Annotated in this window: 16 protein-coding genes; 6 read left to right on the top strand and 10 right to left on the bottom strand. The window is 60.2% G+C overall.

Annotated features, from left to right (window positions below; genetic code table 11):
• Positions 1–15: 15 nt before the first annotated feature.
• Positions 16–633 carry a glutathione S-transferase family protein gene (locus RNA01_RS03065; RefSeq protein ID WP_170253336.1) on the bottom strand — a complete coding sequence of 206 codons (618 nt, stop codon included), beginning with the start codon at positions 631–633 and terminating at the stop codon, positions 16–18.
• Between the two features lie 142 nt (positions 634–775).
• Positions 776–1,687: a pirin family protein gene (locus RNA01_RS03060; RefSeq protein ID WP_147178481.1), complete on the bottom strand. Its 912-nt coding sequence runs from the start codon at positions 1,685–1,687 to the stop codon at positions 776–778.
• A 274-nt stretch (positions 1,688–1,961) separates the two neighbouring features.
• On the opposite strand from RNA01_RS03060, the gene RNA01_RS03055 reads away from it, so the two are divergent.
• Positions 1,962–2,789 carry a class II glutamine amidotransferase gene (locus RNA01_RS03055; protein ID WP_147178480.1) on the top strand — a complete coding sequence of 276 codons (828 nt, stop codon included), beginning with the start codon at positions 1,962–1,964 and terminating at the stop codon, positions 2,787–2,789.
• Between the two features lie 12 nt (positions 2,790–2,801).
• On the opposite strand, the gene RNA01_RS03050 is transcribed toward RNA01_RS03055, so the two are convergent.
• From RNA01_RS03050 to ubiE, 7 genes are all read right to left on the bottom strand, one after another.
• Entirely contained in the window at positions 2,802–3,167 is a 366-nt protein-coding gene (locus RNA01_RS03050) for an MmcQ/YjbR family DNA-binding protein (protein WP_147178479.1), read from the bottom strand.
• 5 nt (positions 3,168–3,172) lie between these two features.
• Positions 3,173–4,384, bottom strand: a complete 1,212-nt coding sequence (gene coaBC, locus RNA01_RS03045) for a bifunctional phosphopantothenoylcysteine decarboxylase/phosphopantothenate--cysteine ligase CoaBC (RefSeq protein ID WP_147178478.1) — start codon at positions 4,382–4,384, stop codon at positions 3,173–3,175.
• 85 nt (positions 4,385–4,469) lie between these two features.
• Entirely contained in the window at positions 4,470–5,522 is a 1,053-nt protein-coding gene (locus RNA01_RS03040) for a sensor histidine kinase (protein WP_147178477.1), read from the bottom strand.
• A gap of 15 nt (positions 5,523–5,537) precedes the next feature.
• Positions 5,538–5,975 carry a response regulator gene (locus RNA01_RS03035; RefSeq protein ID WP_147178476.1) on the bottom strand — a complete coding sequence of 146 codons (438 nt, stop codon included), beginning with the start codon at positions 5,973–5,975 and terminating at the stop codon, positions 5,538–5,540.
• A gap of 3 nt (positions 5,976–5,978) precedes the next feature.
• Positions 5,979–7,466 (bottom strand): sensor histidine kinase, encoded by a 1,488-nt coding sequence (locus RNA01_RS03030; RefSeq protein ID WP_147178475.1) that lies wholly within the window; start codon positions 7,464–7,466, stop codon positions 5,979–5,981.
• Between the two features lie 162 nt (positions 7,467–7,628).
• A complete protein-coding gene (ubiB, locus tag RNA01_RS03025) occupies positions 7,629–9,206 on the bottom strand; it encodes a 2-polyprenylphenol 6-hydroxylase (protein ID WP_147178474.1) in 1,578 nt (525 codons plus the stop codon).
• 5 nt (positions 9,207–9,211) lie between these two features.
• Positions 9,212–9,988 (bottom strand): bifunctional demethylmenaquinone methyltransferase/2-methoxy-6-polyprenyl-1,4-benzoquinol methylase UbiE, encoded by a 777-nt coding sequence (gene ubiE / locus RNA01_RS03020; protein WP_147178473.1) that lies wholly within the window; start codon positions 9,986–9,988, stop codon positions 9,212–9,214.
• 144 nt (positions 9,989–10,132) lie between these two features.
• On the opposite strand from ubiE, the gene mutM reads away from it, so the two are divergent.
• From mutM to RNA01_RS02995, 5 genes are all read left to right on the top strand, one after another.
• Positions 10,133–11,029 (top strand): bifunctional DNA-formamidopyrimidine glycosylase/DNA-(apurinic or apyrimidinic site) lyase, encoded by an 897-nt coding sequence (gene mutM / locus RNA01_RS03015; protein WP_147178472.1) that lies wholly within the window; start codon positions 10,133–10,135, stop codon positions 11,027–11,029.
• A 25-nt stretch (positions 11,030–11,054) separates the two neighbouring features.
• Positions 11,055–11,828, top strand: coding sequence for an enoyl-CoA hydratase (locus tag RNA01_RS03010; protein WP_147178471.1), 774 nt, complete (start codon positions 11,055–11,057; stop codon positions 11,826–11,828).
• Positions 11,829–12,017: 189 nt separating this feature from the next.
• Positions 12,018–12,284 carry a 30S ribosomal protein S20 gene (gene rpsT, locus RNA01_RS03005; protein WP_147178470.1) on the top strand — a complete coding sequence of 89 codons (267 nt, stop codon included), beginning with the start codon at positions 12,018–12,020 and terminating at the stop codon, positions 12,282–12,284.
• Between the two features lie 836 nt (positions 12,285–13,120).
• Positions 13,121–14,674: a chromosomal replication initiator protein DnaA gene (gene dnaA / locus RNA01_RS03000; protein ID WP_147178469.1), complete on the top strand. Its 1,554-nt coding sequence runs from the start codon at positions 13,121–13,123 to the stop codon at positions 14,672–14,674.
• A gap of 45 nt (positions 14,675–14,719) precedes the next feature.
• Positions 14,720–15,325: a class I SAM-dependent methyltransferase gene (locus RNA01_RS02995; protein ID WP_147178468.1), complete on the top strand. Its 606-nt coding sequence runs from the start codon at positions 14,720–14,722 to the stop codon at positions 15,323–15,325.
• A gap of 30 nt (positions 15,326–15,355) precedes the next feature.
• Here RNA01_RS02995 and RNA01_RS02990 read toward each other — a convergent pair whose 3' ends face one another.
• Positions 15,356–16,093, bottom strand: a complete 738-nt coding sequence (locus tag RNA01_RS02990; RefSeq protein WP_147178467.1) for a class I SAM-dependent methyltransferase — start codon at positions 16,091–16,093, stop codon at positions 15,356–15,358.
• Positions 16,094–16,110: the final 17 nt, after the last annotated feature.

Here is a 16,110-nt window from a genome sequence, read left to right as displayed (position 1 = left end):
ACAGCGTGTTTTGCCCTATCCGAAATGGACCGTATGAATAGGGGCGACGAGCGGATTCTGTCTGATCGCAGCGGCCAGCGCCGCAATTTTCGGGCAATGGACGGTCAACCACTCCTGATCCATCCAGCCGGCCAGCATCCAGAGATAGATGTCAGCCATGGTCATCTGTTGCCCAAGGATGAAAGGGCCGACGATCACTTCTTCCAGAATGGCGTGGTGACGTTTGACGTAAGCGTCGGCACTCGTTTTCACGCCCTCTATGCCATCGGCGTTGTCCGTGTAGCGGTCCGAATAGCCCTTTCGCAATTCGCCTTCGTAAATGTTGACCGCCATGAAGATCAGCCAGCGATCATGCTGGGCGCGCGCCGAGCTTCCGGGGAGTGGCGCAAGCTGCGCCGCAGGCAGGGCGTCGGCGAGGTGCAGCATCATGGCGGAGCCTTCCGTCATGATGGACGAATCGGGGAGCTGCAGGGCCGGAACCTGCTGTCGCGGGTTGATCAGCTTGAAGTCTTCCGTGAGGTGCTTGCCCTCGGCGGTGCTGGTCTGAACGATGCGATATTCAGCGCCGGACAAAGCCAGAGCCGCTTCGACCGATGCGCTGCCCGATCCGGTCGATCCGTAGAGTACGTACATGAACTGACTGCCTCCATTGTTTGGTGGCCACTCTATCGCACGGCGCCGAGATGGAAAGGCCATGTTTCATGGCAGGCGGGTAAGAAACAAAAACGCCGGACGCAAGGCCCGGCGTCATGTCTCTGGCTTTCAGCCGCGATTGTCAGTGGTCGGCTTTGATGAAGGTGCCGTTCTGCAACTCGTGCATCGCCTGCATCAGTTCCTCGCGCGTGTTCATCACGATCGGGCCATGCCAAGCGACCGGCTCCTTGATCGGCTTGCCGGTGACCAGCAGGAAGCGGATGCCTTCATCTCCGGCCTGCACTGTTACTTCGTCACCCGTGTCGAACACCACCAGTGTCCGGTTGCCGGAGAGGTCTCGGATGCTCAGCTCCTCGCCCTGATATTCCTTCTCGACCTTGACGCCGAAGGGCTTGGAGGCATCGCGGAATGTGCCGGAACCCGCGAAGATATAGGCGAAAGCCGAGCGGTAGGTGTCGACTGGAAAGCTCTTGCGCTTGCCCGGCTGCACGGAGATATCGAGATAGACGGGCTCGGCGGCAATGCCGTCGACGGGGCCGGTCTTGCCCCAGAAGTCGCCTGTGATGACACGTACGACGGTGCCGTCGTCATCGACCACGACGGGGATGTCGGCGCCCTTGATGTCCTGATAGCGCGGTGCTGTCATCTTCAGCGACGAGGGCAGGTTGGCCCACAGCTGGAAGCCGTGCATTTTGCCGGAAAAATCGCCCTTCGGCATTTCCTGGTGCATGATGCCGCTGCCGGCCGTCATCCATTGCACGTCGCCAGCGCCGAGTAGGCCGCGATTCCCCAGGCTGTCTCCATGTTCGACCGTGCCGGCCAGCACATAAGTGATCGTTTCGATGCCGCGGTGCGGATGCCAGGGGAAGCCCCGGATGTAGTCGGACGGATTGTCGTTGCGGAAATCGTCCATCATCAGGAAGGGGTCGGTCATCGACGGATCGCCGAAGCCGAAGACGCGGTGCAGTTTCACGCCGGCGCCCTCCATGGCGGGTGTGGCATGGCTTTCATGCTTGACGGGGCGTATGGACATGGTCGAGCTCCTTTCGAGCAGAACGTGAAGTTGAAGCCAATATAGTTGATCCGCAGGCACACGTAGATGGGCGCCCCGGGAACGCAGTGTTCACAAAAGCCGATGCCGCAGTGCAAAAAGTGATTGCGGTCATCGTCAAAATTCTGTCATCAATAGGCCGATTGTTTAGATTTCATTAGCCATTCGAGCAAAGACTGGCAGCAGGGCCGAACTGCCGGATTTGCAAAATCAGGGCCGTGCTGACGCGGACGGGCCATCGGAGATCTTGGAAAACATGTGTCGTTGGGCAGCCTATCGCGGTGAATCGATCTATCTCGAGGAACTCGTCTCGTCGCCCGCCCATTCGCTCATTGAGCAATCCCACTGTGCCACCAGAGCCAAAACCGCAACCAATGCCGACGGTTTCGGCATCGCCTGGTATGGCGATCGGCCGGAGCCGGGGCGCTTCCGTGACGTGCTTCCGGCTTGGTCGGACTGCAATCTGAAGAGCCTGGCGCGGCAGATAAGATCCCCGCTGTTTCTCGCGCACGTCAGGGCAGCGACCCATGGTGCGACGCGTCGTGATAATTGTCATCCCTTCGTTAACGGCATCTGGTCGTTTATGCACAACGGTCAGATCGACCATTTCGACCGCCTGCGTCGGCCAATGGAATCCATGCTGGACGACGAGAACTTCCATGCGCGAACAGGAACAACGGATTCCGAGCTGCTTTTTCTTTTGGCTCTGCAATTCGGTCTGCGCGAACGGCCGATCGCGGCCATGGCCGAGGCTGTTGGTTTTGTTGAGCAGATCAGCCGGCACTTGACCGGCACCGCTCGAGTCCGCTTCACTGCCGCCTTCTCCGACGGCCGCACGCTTTATGCCGTACGCTATGCCACCGACGCCTACGCGCCGACCCTGTTTGCCGCACCGATGGGCGGAAAGGGCGGGTACTGCCTTGTTTCCGAACCGCTCAACGATGAGACAGATACCTGGGTCGAAATCCCGGCCGGCAGTGCGGTGATCCTTGATGCCAACGGTCTCGATGCAGCGGTCTTCGAGCCAGCCTGGGAACCTGAGGCCAAAGTCGAACGGTCGGCTGCACCGGCCGTCGCACTTTGACCGAAAAACACGTCAGGCGAGCGGGACGATTCCGAGTTCGCTGCGCAGCTTGCGGGTCAGTCCCTCTGCAACCAGGTCGTAGGATCGCTTCACATAGTGGACGAGTTCGTCGGGCGACAGCGGTGCCTTGTCGGTAATCGACACCCATTTGCGTTTGGCGAAATAGCGTGCCTGGCCGATCCCGTCGAGCGCAGTCAGGATCTCGAAGCTCTCCTCCGTGCACTTGAGGCAGATGTTCGTGCCCTCATCGCCGCGATGGAGCAGGGTGAATACTTTGTCGCCGACCTTGGCGACATGCGATTCCCACTGGTCGACCAATATCACGCCGGCAAGGTCGGTGACGAAACGGTCGAAATCCACCTGTTGGAAAAGGTCCATGTCGTTCAGCCTCCGTTGAGCCTTCCGGCGATCAGTTGCGCCAGACGGTCGGCAACCTCGTCCTTCGAGAGGTCGGGCCATGTCTCGACGCCGGTCTTCGTGATGAGCTTCACGCTGTTGCGCGTCCCGCCCATGATCCCTGTTTCCGGCGAGACGTCATTGGCGACGATCAGGTCCGCGCCTTTGCGCTCGAGCTTGGTACGGCCGTTGTCCTCGACATTCTGCGTCTCGGCGGCAAAGCCGACGACGATCTTCGGCCGATACTTGTGGTGTCCGACGGTCTTCAGGATGTCGGGGTTCTCGGTGAGCCGCAGCGGTGCGGGTGCCTCGCCGGGTTGCTTCTTGATCTTCTGGTCCGCCGGCGCGACAGTCCGCCAGTCGGCGACTGCGGCGACCATGACGGCGATATCGGCCGGTAGGCGGGAAATGACAGCATCACGCATCTCCTCGGCTCGTTCGACGTGCACGGTTTTCACACCCGTCGGATCGGGGAGTGTCACCGGGCCGGAGACGAGGGTGACGTCCGCGCCGAGTCTGGCCAGCGCTGCGGCGATCGCATGGCCCTGGCGGCCGGAGGAGCGGTTGGCAATGTAGCGGACCGGGTCGATCGGCTCATGGGTCGGGCCGGAGGTGACGATGGCGGTCTTGCCGGCTAGTGGCTTCGGGGCATCGTCGAGCAAGCGCTCGACGGCGGCGACGATGTCCAGCGGTTCGGTCATACGGCCAAGGCCGTTTTCTCCGCTCTCGGCCATTTCCCCCGCCATCGGCCCGACGAGATTGATGCCGTCTGCCTTCAACGTCGAGACGTTACGCTGCGTCGCCGGATGAGCCCACATTTTCGGGTTCATCGCCGGCGCGACGAGAACTGGCCTGTCTGTCGCGAGCAGGACGGTCGAGGCGAGGTCGTCGGCATGCCCGTTGGCCATCTTGGCCATCAGATCGGCCGTCGCTGGGGCGATGACGATCAAGTCGCAATCGCGGGCAAGGCGGATATGGCCGACGTCCTGTTCGTCCTCGCGGGAGAAGAGCTCGGTGTAGACATGGCTCGCCGACAGCGCACCAACCGCCAGCTGTGTGATGAATTCCTGCGCCCCGCGTGTCATGATCGGCCGGATCGAGGCGCCCCGCTCGCGCAGCCGGCGGATGAGGTCCAGGCTCTTGTAGGCAGCGATGCCGCCCGAAATGATGAGAACGATGCGTTTGCCCGCCAAGGTCATGCCAGTGGAATCTCCCTTAAGTCGCGGCGACACTATCGCAATTTCATTGCCGGGCAAATCGGTCGATGCGGCTGGGCGGAAACACTCAGCCCGGTGGTGCCTGGGCGATGGCGATCACCAGCGGCATCTCGGCGATCGTTCCATGGTGAGTTTCAAGATATGAGATGCCTGGGCCGAGGGTTGAGGCCATAGACTTTACGATGCGGCTGCCGAGCCCCGTGCCGGTGGGCGCGCTCGTCAGTTGCATGCCGACGCCGTCGTCCTCGACGCGCAGCAGGGCGGCATTGTCGCCGGTGCGCTTCAGCCGGATGCGAATCTCTCCGGTCGGTTTGTCAGTATATGCATACTTGTAGGCATTGGTGACGAGTTCCGTGACGATCATGCCGATGGAGACGGCGCGATCGGCCGTGATCGAGATCGGATCGGCGTCCAGTGTGAGATGCAGAGGCTTCTCCGGGTTCTGCAGTGAACCCGATAGCTCGCTTGTGAGGTTCCGCAGATAGCGGTCAAGCTCCACCCGACTGACGTCGTCCGAGGTGTAGAGGCTTCTGTGCATGCCGGCGATCGCGGTGATACGCGCTTGCGTTTCGGCAAGCTCGGATTTCACGTCCGGGTTTTTGGAGTTGGAGATTTGCAGGCGCAGAAGGCTGGCGACGAGGGCCAGAGAATTGGCGACACGGTGGTTGACCTCACCAAGCAACGCTTCGGCGCGCTCCTTGGCGAGCCGTATCTCCTCCTCGGCTCGTTCCTTAGCGGCGCGCAATTGGGCATTCGCCACGGAATGCTCGATCGCACTAATGAGTAACGGCATAAAATCGTCACTGACAGTCTTGATGACATAGTCCGACGCACCGGCCCTGATCGCCTCTATGGCAACCTGGGCTTCGTTCGACCCGGTGACGTAAACGACGGGCAGAATGACATCGCGTGCACGCAGACGTCTCAACACCTCGTGGCCGGTAACATTCTGAAGGTAATGGTCGAGCACCAGGATGTCGAAGCTCTCGGCGTTAAGCAGGGCCAGAGCCTGCTCCGGCGTTTCGGCATGGGTCAGTCTGTAGCCCAGACGTGCCACGGCCTTGTCTACCAGGCGGACAATTGCCGCATCGTCATCCAGATAGAGTATCCGGATGCTCATCGGCAAATTCCGCCGTCAGGGGATCTGCATGACTGAGAAGAATAGCCCGAGCTGCCGGATGGCATTGGCGAAATTGTCATAGTCGACAGGTTTGGTGATGTAGACATTCGCCCCAAGGTCGTAACATCGCTGGATTTCGTGTTCATCGTCGGTTGTGGTCAGAATGACGACCGGAAGGCGACGTGTATGCGGGTTGGACTTTACTTTCTCAAGGATATCCGTGCCGGACATATCCGGCAAGTTGAGGTCGAGCAGGATCAGCAGATAGCGATCGGTCGAGGCCAAGCCACTCCGGTCATGACCGAGCACGTAGTCGAGCGCATCATTGCCGTTGGTGAACGGAATGATCTCGTTGTTCACTCCGGCGCGACGCACATTCTTCTCGATCAGGCGAGCATGACCCTCGTCGTCCTCGATCATGACTATGGTGACTTTTTTCCCCACGGCTTTCATCTCTCAACTCCGTATGATCCGCGCCAAATCCGATGGCAGGCGCAGCACGAAAGTGGACCCCGATCTCATTTTTGACCTAACGGTTATCTCTCCGCCGAGGTTCCGGGCGAGTGACCGTACATGCGCAAGGCCGATGCCTTCACCCGACTTGTCTTGTTGTCCTGACCGCCGGAAAAGCTCGAAAATGCGTTCGTGATCTTCGTCTGCAATGCCTCGACCGTTATCCTCGACCTCGATGCGCACCATGTTGCGGCCCTCCGGCAGCACACGCACCGCTAGAGTGAGCGGTCTCCCCGGCTGTTTATACTTCACGGCGTTATCGAAAAGGTTACCAAAGATCTGTTCGAGCGAGAAACGGTCCGTAACGATAAAGGGAACGCGGACATCGACCTGCACCTCGCCGTCGCCCTCGGCGATCTGATGATGGACGCTGGCGCTGGTCGCCTCGATGAGAGCTGTCAGATCGATCCGTTCGGGTTTCAGCTGGCGCCGTCCGTCTCGCGAGATCTTCAGGATCGCATTGATGAGACCGTCCATCTTCTTGGTTGAAGAACGGATGAAGTCGATCGCCTCCGGCAGATCCTCCGCTGCCGCAAGCCGCGCTTCCTTGATCTGATCCTCGCTCAACGTTCCACCATCGGCGAGCACGTAAGCCTGCAAGGCCTTGAGTGAGGCGTCGAGTTCCGCGGTGAAGCCCATGATATTGACCAATGGCGCACGGAGGTCGTGGGTCACAATATAGGCAAATCGCTGAATTTCCTGGTTTGCTCGCATCAGGTCTTCGGTACGCTCGTTGACGCGCTCCTCAAGTCCGGCATTGAGCGATTCGACTTCGCGACGGGCGCTTGACAGTGCCCGCACGTGCTGCGTGATGATCCCGATCGCGCCGCCCATGACTACGATGATGGCGATGGCGCCGCCGACCGTCACCCATTGCAGTTGGTTTGTAGCTTCCGACAGCGTGGAGACGCCGATCGCCACGTTTTCGTCCGACTTATCCTTGAAAAACTCGAGGATCTCCTGAATATCCTCCATGATCTTGCGGCCGTATTCTGTCTTGACCACCGCGATCGCGTCGGCCACACGGTCGGATTTTGCCAGCGTAATCGTGCTCGCGAGCTCAGCCATTTTTGCTGCGACAAGCTCGTCCAGTTTCTGAAGTCGCTTCTCTTTTGCAGGGCGGTCTTTGACGAGTTTGGCGATCAGCGCTTGGTTTCTACGGATTTTTGAAAGTGCCGCCTCGTAGGGTTCGAGAAAAGACTCATCCTGGGTCAGGAGGAAACCGCGCTGTCCCGTCTCCGCGTCCACGAGATTCTGCATCAGATCGGCGGCAGTCCTGCGGATTTGTCGCTCACCATTGATGAACTCGAACGTATTCTGGGTGTGGTTCACGAGCCAGAGCGAGGAAATGACGATTACGATCAGCAGTAACATGCCAATCGCCAGCATCGGGAGTGTCATCCGGGCGAAGCTCGCGTTGGTACCACGCATGTCGGTTCCCGTGCAAAAGACCTCCAGCAAGGAAGGTAGAGAAAGAGTCCGCAAGATACAGGCCGCCCGGCGGAACGTACAATTTCTGTGTTAACGCCTGCTGGAAGGCTTGGTTCCCTCCGGTGGCCTTTTTTTGACAGGTAAGGGAATGTCCCCTTCGGATCAACCGATCTGGACAGCCGCAATGACCACCAGCGTGACCGCAATGACCCAAAGCGCCAGCCGCGCGGACCTTGTGTGGCGCGCTTCGGCGCGGCCAATCGCTTCGGCCGTCTCGGGGTCGAACCTGAGGCCGGTCGCGCTCATCTGAACGATCTCGCCGTGCAGCCGTTCCGTCTTGGCGGCGATCTCGGGCAAGGCTTCCGCCAGACGGAAAACCGCGTGAATGCCCTCCTTGAGGTCGCCGACAATGCGCTTTGGTCCAAGATTGTCGCGGATCCAGGCGGAAACGACAGGATCCGACGCCTTCCACATGTTGAAGCGCGGATTGAGTATGCGTGCGACGCCCTCGACCACGACCATGGTCTTTTGCAGCATCACGAGTTCCGGACGCGTCTCCATGTCGAAGAGCTCGGTGACCTCGAACAGCAGGGTAAGCAGCTTGCCCATGGAGATGGTCTCCGCCGGCTGTCCGTGGATCGGCTCGCCGATCGCCCGGATCGCCTGGGCAAAGCTTGCGACATTATGGTGGGCTGGCACATAGCCGGCCTCGAAATGCACTTCGGCGACTCGCAGGTAGTCGCGTGTGATGAAGCCAAAGAGAATCTCGGCGAGGAAACGCCGTTCCTTCTTGCCAAGTCGCCCGGCGATCCCCATGTCGACCGCGACGATCATGCCGTCGGGGGCAACGAACAGGTTGCCAGGATGCATGTCGGCATGGAAGAAGCCGTCGCGCAGCGTGTGGCGCAGGAAGGACTGGATCAATGTGTCGGCAAGTGCGTCGAGATCATGGCCCGCCGCTTTCAGCGCCTCGACGTCGGACATCTTGATGCCGTCGATCCATTCCATGGTGACGACATCGCGCCCAGTGCGCTCCCAATCGACGGTCGGAACGCGGAAGCCCGGATCGTTCTTGGTGTTCTCGGTGATCTCCGAAAGCGCCGCTGCTTCCAGCCGCAAGTCCATCTCGACCTTTGTCGTCTGCTCGAGCGTACGGGTCACTTCCACTGGACGCAGCCGGCGCGTGTGCGGCAGAAAACGCTCCTGCAGATGAGAGACGAGATACATGGCCTCCAGGTCGGCAGCAAAGCGCTTGCGCACGCCGGGTCTGATCACCTTGACGGCGACCTTCCTGCGACCCTCAGGGGTGTCGACTTCCGCCGGATGGACCTGGGCGATCGAGGCCGCGGCGATCGGTTCGCCGAACGAGGCGTAAAGATCATCGATCGAGCGGCCGAGCGAGCCCGTCACGGTCGCTTTGGCGGCGTCCGTTGGGAAGAAGGCCATGCGGTCCTGCAATCCGGCAAGGTCCTCGGCAAAATCGGCACCGACAACATCCGGCCGCGTCGCGAGGAACTGCCCGATCTTGACATAGGAGGGACCGAGCCGTTCGACCGCCCGGGCCAGCCGGTCGGAGCGCTGCTCGCGCTTGGCGCGCTTGCGGGCAAAGAGTCCGGCGGCACCCTTGGCGATGCTAACCAGCGGGGGCAGATCTTCGGAGGGCAAAGCGGAAATCACGCCTTCCCGGACCAGCACCCAGCCCACCCGCGCCAGGCGGAAATATGCTCCGACAGTGCTCATGCAGATCAGAGCTTCCAGCCAGAATGAAGCGCCGCGATGCCGCCGGAGTAGTTGGTGAAGGTGACGCGCGAGAAGCCGGCCTTGGCGATCATGGCCGCGAAGTCGCGCTGGTTGGGGAATTTCCGGATCGATTCCACGAGGTACTGGTAGGGTTCGGCGTCGCCGGTGATCATTTTGCCGAACTGCGGAATGGCCTTGAATGACCACTGGTCATAGAAACGGTCGAGCAGCGGCATTTCGACTTCGGAAAACTCCAGCACCAGAAGGCGCCCGCCGCGCTTGAGGACGCGATACGCCTCGCTTAGCGCCACGTCGATGCGCGGCACGTTGCGGATGCCGAAGGCGATCGTATAGGCGTCAAAGCTATTATCCTCGAACGGCAATTCCTCTGCATTGGCCTCGACGAATGTGAGGTTTTCCGAGAGCCCCTTTTTTTCGGCCCGCTCGGCGCCGACGCCGAGCATCGAGCCATTGATGTCGAGCACGGTGGCATGCGCCAGCCGTCCGGAGGCTTCGACGATGCGAAAGGCGATGTCGCCCGTACCGCCGGCAACGTCGAGCACCTTGTAGGCCGAATCCTTGCGCGGATTGAGCGCGGCAATCATCGCATCCTTCCAGACGCGGTGCAGGCCGGCCGACATGACGTCGTTCATGATGTCGTAGCGCTTGGCGACCTTGTGGAAGACCTCATTGACCAGAACCTGCTTCTCGCCTTCCGCGACTTCGCGAAAGCCGTAGGAGGTTTCCATGCCGCCATCGGCGGAAGTGCGGCTCTCGGCCATCTGATCACTCCAATGTCTCATGTGGTCGAAAAGACCATAGCGAAAACGCCCTGGGCACGCTATCTCCGACCTGGGCTGGCCAGAGAGCTTTCGCGCTGGTCTACAGACGTTTCAGGCGCCATTCAAACGGAAAGATGGGGTGCAATGCCGGAATTGCCAGAGGTTGAGACGGTCAAAAGAGGGCTGGCGCCGACCATGGAAGGCGCGATGGTGCAACGGATCGAGCTGCGTAGGCCCGATTTGCGCTTTCCGCTGCCGCGCGATTTCGTCGCACGGTTGACTGGTCGGCTGATCGTCGGTCTCGCCCGTCGCGCCAAGTATCTGCTGATCGATCTCGATGATGGAACGACGGTGATTTCGCATCTCGGAATGTCCGGATCGTTCCGCATTGAGGAAGGGGAAGAGTCCGACCAGCCGGGTGAGTTTCATCACGCCCGGTCGAAGGACAAAAAACACGATCACGTCATTTTTCATTTGCAGCGACCGTATGGCAGGGGCGTGGCGCGCGTCATCTATAATGACCCACGCCGTTTCGGCTACATGGATCTGGCATTCCGGAACGAACTTGATGTCTACCCGGCCTTTCGCGATCTCGGGCCCGAGCCGGTCGGCAATGCGCTCGATGCCGCCTATCTTGCGGCGCGCTTCGCCGGCAAGCAGCAACCCTTGAAGATGGCCCTGCTCGACCAGAAGGTCATCGCCGGGCTCGGCAATATCTATGTGTGCGAGGCGCTATGGCGATCACATTTGTCGCCCAAGCGCGCCGTCGCGACTCTGGTGACGGCCACCGGCCGGCCGAAGAAGGAGCTCGAAGCGCTGGTCGAGGCGATCCGCGCTGTGATCGTCGATGCGATCGCGGCCGGTGGCTCGTCGCTGCGTGACCATATCCAGGCCGACGGAACGCTTGGCTACTTCCAGCACAGTTTCAGTGTCTACGATCGCGAGGGCGATTCTTGCCGGACCCCAGGCTGCGGCGGTACGGTCGAGCGTATGGTGCAGGGCGGACGTTCGTCATTCTATTGCCGCCGCTGCCAGAAATAACAATGATTTGAAACGGGAGTTGCCGATGACCTATGAAACCCTTCTGCTGGAGACCCGCGGTCGCGTCGCGATCATCACCCTCAATCGCCCGCAGGCGCTCAATGCGCTCAATTCGACCGTACTGATCGAAATGCGCCAATTGCTCGGTGAGTTGCAGGCGGATGCCGGGATCGGTGCGGTCGTGCTGACCGGCTCGGAAAAGGCCTTTGCCGCCGGCGCCGACATCAAGGAAATGCAGTCGCTCGAATTCGTCGACGTCTTCCTTGGTGATTTCTTCTGTGGTTGGGAAGAGATCGCCGGTTTCCGAAAGCCCTTGATCGCGGCCGTATCCGGCTTCGCCCTCGGTGGCGGTTGCGAGCTTGCCATGATGTGCGACTTTATTATCGCGACGAAAACCGCGAAGTTCGGCCAGCCGGAAATCACTCTCGGCGTCATTCCCGGCATGGGCGGTACACAACGCCTGACACGGGCGGTTGGCAAGGCCAAGGCGATGGATCTCTGCCTCACCGGTCGGATGATGGATGCGCAGGAGGCTGAAAGCGCCGGCTTGGTGGCGCGCATTGTTGATCAGGAGCGCCTGCTCGAGGAGGCGGTCGCGGCGGCCGAGAAGATTGCCGGCTTCTCCCAGGCTGCGGTGATGATGGCAAAGGAAAGTGTCAATCGCGCTTTCGAACAGACGCTGAGCGAGGGGTTGCGCTTCGAGCGTCGTCTTTTCCATTCGCTCTTCGCCACAGAGGACCAGAAGGAGGGCATGGCCGCCTTCATCGACAAGCGCAAACCGGCGTTCAAGAACCGCTAAGGGACTCGCAACGCGCGATTTCCTTGAAAATGCGCGTTGACGACCCTGCGCTTTCCGGCTATATGCCCGCCCACGGTTGGGAAAGCTGATGGCTTTTCCGAGAATAGCTCCCGAATTGCTGAGATGACAGGTCGCAAGGACCCGACGCGGCGATGGCGGATTTTGGTTTGAATTCGAAGAGAGGCATCCATGGCCAATACCACTTCGGCGAAGAAGGCGACCCGCAAGATCGCTCGCCGTACCGCAGTCAACAAGGCTCGCCGTTCCCGCGTTCGCGGCTTCATCCGCAAGGTTGAAGAAGCCATCGCCTCCGGTGATGCTGTCCTCGCCAAGGACGCGCTGAAGGCCGCCCAGCCGGAACTGCAGCGCGCTGCCAGCAAGGGTGTGGTTCACGCCAACACCGCTTCGCGCAAGATCTCGCGTCTGGCGAGCCGCGTGAAGGCGCTGGCGATCTAAGTTTCGCCGCATTTCTGTCACATTTTAGAAAGCCTGGCTGAGAAGCCGGGCTTTCTTTGCGTGCTCAAGGGGGCATATCGGTTCTGGTTGTGTTTGACATTTCGGTGTCAGGCAAATGACAAAAAATATTATTTAATATCAATGTGTTAGTGGAGGATTAGCGCATCAGGGTGACTTCACTTAACGGCAGGCGCCCCCCGATTTGAGTCAAGCAATTTTTTATTTTTCGGCCATTTTTGCCCATTCGGCATCGCTCATTATTGAATCTCGTTGATTCAAAAGCGATTCTCCAGACGGCAATTGTGACGGTCTGATAAGTGCGCATGAGTCAATGGCCGCAGCCAAATTCGACGTAAAAATCACAGTTGATCTTCACTTTTGATCCTGCCTTAATACTTCTCAACAAGGGGCGCGGAGTTAGGCTCCGGAGGTGATCCGAACTGGCAAATTGCGTGTCAGGATCGCTTCAAGTCACTTGTGGCGGGATTTTCTCATTCCGTTTCTTCAGACATCTTTGGTCTTGTGCCGGGAATCTAACGATTCCCGCTTGAGGTGGATTTTGTCAAACGCGCCAGTGATCAGTCGGCGCAGAGGAAAGGGAAAGGGATCTCGCTGACACCGAGTTCTTTCATGTCGAGGATGAAAGTTCGCGGTGCAGGCGCGGAATGCTCGTCGCTGTTGAGGTAGCGGCCGCGTTTCGCATTGCATGGGGTCTTTTGGCTGGGCCAAGTCATGCGATGACGGCTGTGTGGGCGCGGTCCGTCACACCGCACGGGGATAAGTTTGTCATCGGACGTTCGACGCCCGATGAGATAGAGAAGTGAAAAGGCGGCAAGATGCAAATGAATACAATGACGGCTGGTGCGCTGGGCAACGGGGACCAAGCGCAGACGGCGCGGGGCGCTGTGTGCTCCGATGCGGCGGGGAACGGTTCCGAAATGAAACATGATGTGCTGTTTGAGCGCGTCAGTCAGCGGCTGAAGGCGCAGGTGGGTGCCGACGTCTATGCCAGCTGGTTCGGCCGTCTGAAGCTGCATTCTGCGTCGAAGAGCCTTGTCCGTCTGACTGTGCCGACGACCTTTTTGAAGTCCTGGATCAACAATCGCTACCTTGACCTGATTACCTCCATTTTCCAGCAGGAAGACCCGGCCATTCTCAAGGTCGAGATCTTGGTGCGCAGCGCAAGCCGCAACCTGAAGGCGCCAGCCGCGGACGAGCGTCCCGCCACTGATGCCGCCCCGACTACGCCCGCCCGCAAGCCGTCCGCCCAGCCGATCGGCCAACTTGCCGCCTCTGCCGGAAATGTGGCCCCGGCCCGCAGCGCCCCCCATGGGCCGCTTTTCGGCTCGCCGCTCGATAGCCGTTACACCTTTGAAGGCTATGTTGAAGGCTCTTCCAATCGCGTCGCCCTTGCTGCGGCGAAAACGATCGCCGAGGCCGGTGCCGGTGCGGTTCGCTTCAATCCGTTGTTCATCCATTCCTCCGTCGGCCTCGGCAAGACACACCTGTTGCAGGCAATCGCAAATGCCGCGGTCCAGAGCCCGCGGGCGCCCCGCGTAGTTTATTTGACCGCCGAATATTTCATGTGGCGTTTCGCCACCGCCATTCGTGATAACGACGCCCTGACGCTCAAGGATTCGCTACGCAACATCGACCTTCTGATCATCGACGACATGCAGTTCCTGCAGGGCAAGATGATCCAGCATGAATTCTGCCATCTGCTCAACATGCTGCTTGACAGCGCCAAGCAAGTTGTCGTTGCTGCCGACCGTGCGCCGTGGGAGCTGGAGTCGCTTGATCCGCGGGTGCGCTCGCGCCTTCAGGGCGGTGTTGCCCTTGAACTGGAATCGCCCGACTACGAAATGCGCCTCGAAATGCTGAAGAGCCGGCTGGACGCGGCCAAGAAGGATGATGTCTCGCTCGACATACCGCTGGAAATCCTGTCGCATGTCGCCCGCAGCGTTGTTAGTAGCGGCCGGGATCTGGAAGGCGCCTTCAATCAGCTGATCTTCCGACGCTCCTTCGAGCCGAACCTGTCGGTCGAACGGGTTGACGAATTGCTTGCTCATCTGGTCGGCGCATCCGAACAGAAGCGGGTCCGCATTGAGGATATCCAGCGTATCGTCGCGCGGCACTACAATGTTTCGCGCCAGGAATTGGTGTCGAACCGTCGCACGCGCGTGATCGTCAAGCCGCGCCAGATTGCCATGTATCTGGCAAAGACCCTGACCCCGCGCTCCTTCCCGGAAATCGGCCGACGCTTCGGCGGCCGCGATCACACGACAGTTCTCCATGCCGTTCGCAAGATCGAGGAGCTGGTGTCCGGGGATACCAAACTCAGCCACGAGATCGAGCTGCTGAAGCGGCTGATCAACGAGAATAACGCCTGATGAGGGGCCGGCGGAAACGCCGGCCTTCTTCAATTAATCTGCGAGGTGCAATTGGTCCGGTCGTCGGTCGACTTTTACGAGGGTAACGCCGAGGATTACGCTGCCCGTTCATCGGGCGCGGCGCGCATGTGGCTTGATCGTTTCATGGCGGATCTGCCGCCTGGCGCATCCGTGCTCGAACTTGGCTGCGGCGCAGGCCATGACGCGGCGCGTCTTATCGCCGCCGGCTTCGACGTCACCCCAACCGACGGTTCTCCGGCCATGGCGCGCGAGGCGGAAAGGCGTCTCGGCCGGCCGGTTGAGACCCTGCGGTTCGAGGATCTCCACGGTGCGGCGATGTATGACGGGATCTGGGCGAGCGCCTGCCTACTGCACGTACCGCGCAAGGAACTTCCAGATGTGCTGGCGAAGATCGCCTTGCTGCTAAATCCATCCGGATTGTTCTATGCGAGCTACAAGACCGGCGGTCGCGAAGGGCGGGACAGCCTTGGCCGATATTACAACCGTCCCGGTTCAAGCTGGCTGAGCCGGGTCTATTTGGAGGCAGGCTTCCAGGCGCCAGTGATCGAACAGGTCAACGGCGGCGGCTTTGACGGCGTCGCGACCGAGTGGCTGCACGTCGTCGCGAGGCCCAAGCCGCCTCGCAATTGATCGTGGTGGATCGTCGGCGGGGCTACGGCCTCACGCTCGGGCGATGGCAATGATCTCGGCACTGTCTGGAGCAAATGCCGATCCGACCCAGTCCCCCATCCATTCGACGGACGAAAATCCGGCCTCGGTAAGCAGCTTGGCGATGGCTTCCGGGCTTGGAAAGCGCAGCGTACTTGGGCTGATCCGTTGTTCACCCGTCTCCAACAGGGTGAAAACGGCGTCGAAGCGAACGAGATCGTCCCAAACCCCGTTGACATGATAGAAGACCTCGACGGGGCCGACGCCGGCAACATCGGTCTGTTCCCGGGTCTTTTCCGCAGTCCAGCACTCCCATGCCCGAGCAAACGGATTGCGGCTTTCGAAGACAAGCTGCCCGTCCCGTGCGAGATGCTTCCGGGCGTTGGCAAGCACGGCGAGCGTCTCCTCATCTTCAAGGAAGACCTGGAACACATGGCCGGTCATGATGATAAGATTGAAGGTCTCGCCGAGCGCGAAGTCGCGGGCATCTCCCGCAATCCAGCGGACCCGCCCCGCCTTGTCCTTTTCGCGGGCGACGGTGAGCATTCCGGGCGCCGGATCGAGCCCGGTGACGGAATGGCCGAGCGCGGCTAGTCTCAGCGAGAGCGAGCCGGTGCCGCAGCCGAGATCCAGGATGCGGCAAGGCGCTGTGCTCAGGCCCAGGTAAAAATCGTCATCGACTCCGTGGGTGTTAAAACTATCGTAGAGGATGGCCATATCGTAGCGGGCAAAGGCATCGTCGACCGGCATCCGCATCCCCCCTTATC

The organism is Paenirhizobium naphthalenivorans (assembly GCF_007992095.1).
In the GTDB taxonomy this organism is placed as follows: domain Bacteria; phylum Pseudomonadota; class Alphaproteobacteria; order Rhizobiales; family Rhizobiaceae; genus Allorhizobium; species Allorhizobium naphthalenivorans.
Note: the sequence above shows the minus strand (reverse complement) of the source record. Positions and strands in the feature narration are given on the sequence as shown.

What these genes read in the sequence shown, in the direction of transcription:
- RNA01_RS03065 (WP_170253336.1), bottom strand. Translation starts at nt 633, where the DNA reads ATGTACGTACTCTACGGATCGACCGGATCGGGCAGCGCATCGGTCGAA.
- RNA01_RS03060 (WP_147178481.1), bottom strand. Translation starts at nt 1,687, where the DNA reads ATGTCCATACGCCCCGTCAAGCATGAAAGCCATGCCACACCCGCCATG.
- RNA01_RS03055 (WP_147178480.1), top strand. Translation starts at nt 1,962, where the DNA reads ATGTGTCGTTGGGCAGCCTATCGCGGTGAATCGATCTATCTCGAGGAA.
- RNA01_RS03050 (WP_147178479.1), bottom strand. Translation starts at nt 3,167, where the DNA reads ATGGACCTTTTCCAACAGGTGGATTTCGACCGTTTCGTCACCGACCTT.
- coaBC (WP_147178478.1), bottom strand. Translation starts at nt 4,384, where the DNA reads ATGACCTTGGCGGGCAAACGCATCGTTCTCATCATTTCGGGCGGCATC.
- RNA01_RS03040 (WP_147178477.1), bottom strand. Translation starts at nt 5,522, where the DNA reads ATGAGCATCCGGATACTCTATCTGGATGACGATGCGGCAATTGTCCGC.
- RNA01_RS03035 (WP_147178476.1), bottom strand. Translation starts at nt 5,975, where the DNA reads ATGAAAGCCGTGGGGAAAAAAGTCACCATAGTCATGATCGAGGACGAC.
- RNA01_RS03030 (WP_147178475.1), bottom strand. Translation starts at nt 7,466, where the DNA reads ATGCGTGGTACCAACGCGAGCTTCGCCCGGATGACACTCCCGATGCTG.
- ubiB (WP_147178474.1), bottom strand. Translation starts at nt 9,206, where the DNA reads ATGAGCACTGTCGGAGCATATTTCCGCCTGGCGCGGGTGGGCTGGGTG.
- ubiE (WP_147178473.1), bottom strand. Translation starts at nt 9,988, where the DNA reads ATGGCCGAGAGCCGCACTTCCGCCGATGGCGGCATGGAAACCTCCTAC.
- mutM (WP_147178472.1), top strand. Translation starts at nt 10,133, where the DNA reads ATGCCGGAATTGCCAGAGGTTGAGACGGTCAAAAGAGGGCTGGCGCCG.
- RNA01_RS03010 (WP_147178471.1), top strand. Translation starts at nt 11,055, where the DNA reads ATGACCTATGAAACCCTTCTGCTGGAGACCCGCGGTCGCGTCGCGATC.
- rpsT (WP_147178470.1), top strand. Translation starts at nt 12,018, where the DNA reads ATGGCCAATACCACTTCGGCGAAGAAGGCGACCCGCAAGATCGCTCGC.
- dnaA (WP_147178469.1), top strand. Translation starts at nt 13,121, where the DNA reads ATGCAAATGAATACAATGACGGCTGGTGCGCTGGGCAACGGGGACCAA.
- RNA01_RS02990 (WP_147178467.1), bottom strand. Translation starts at nt 16,093, where the DNA reads ATGCCGGTCGACGATGCCTTTGCCCGCTACGATATGGCCATCCTCTAC.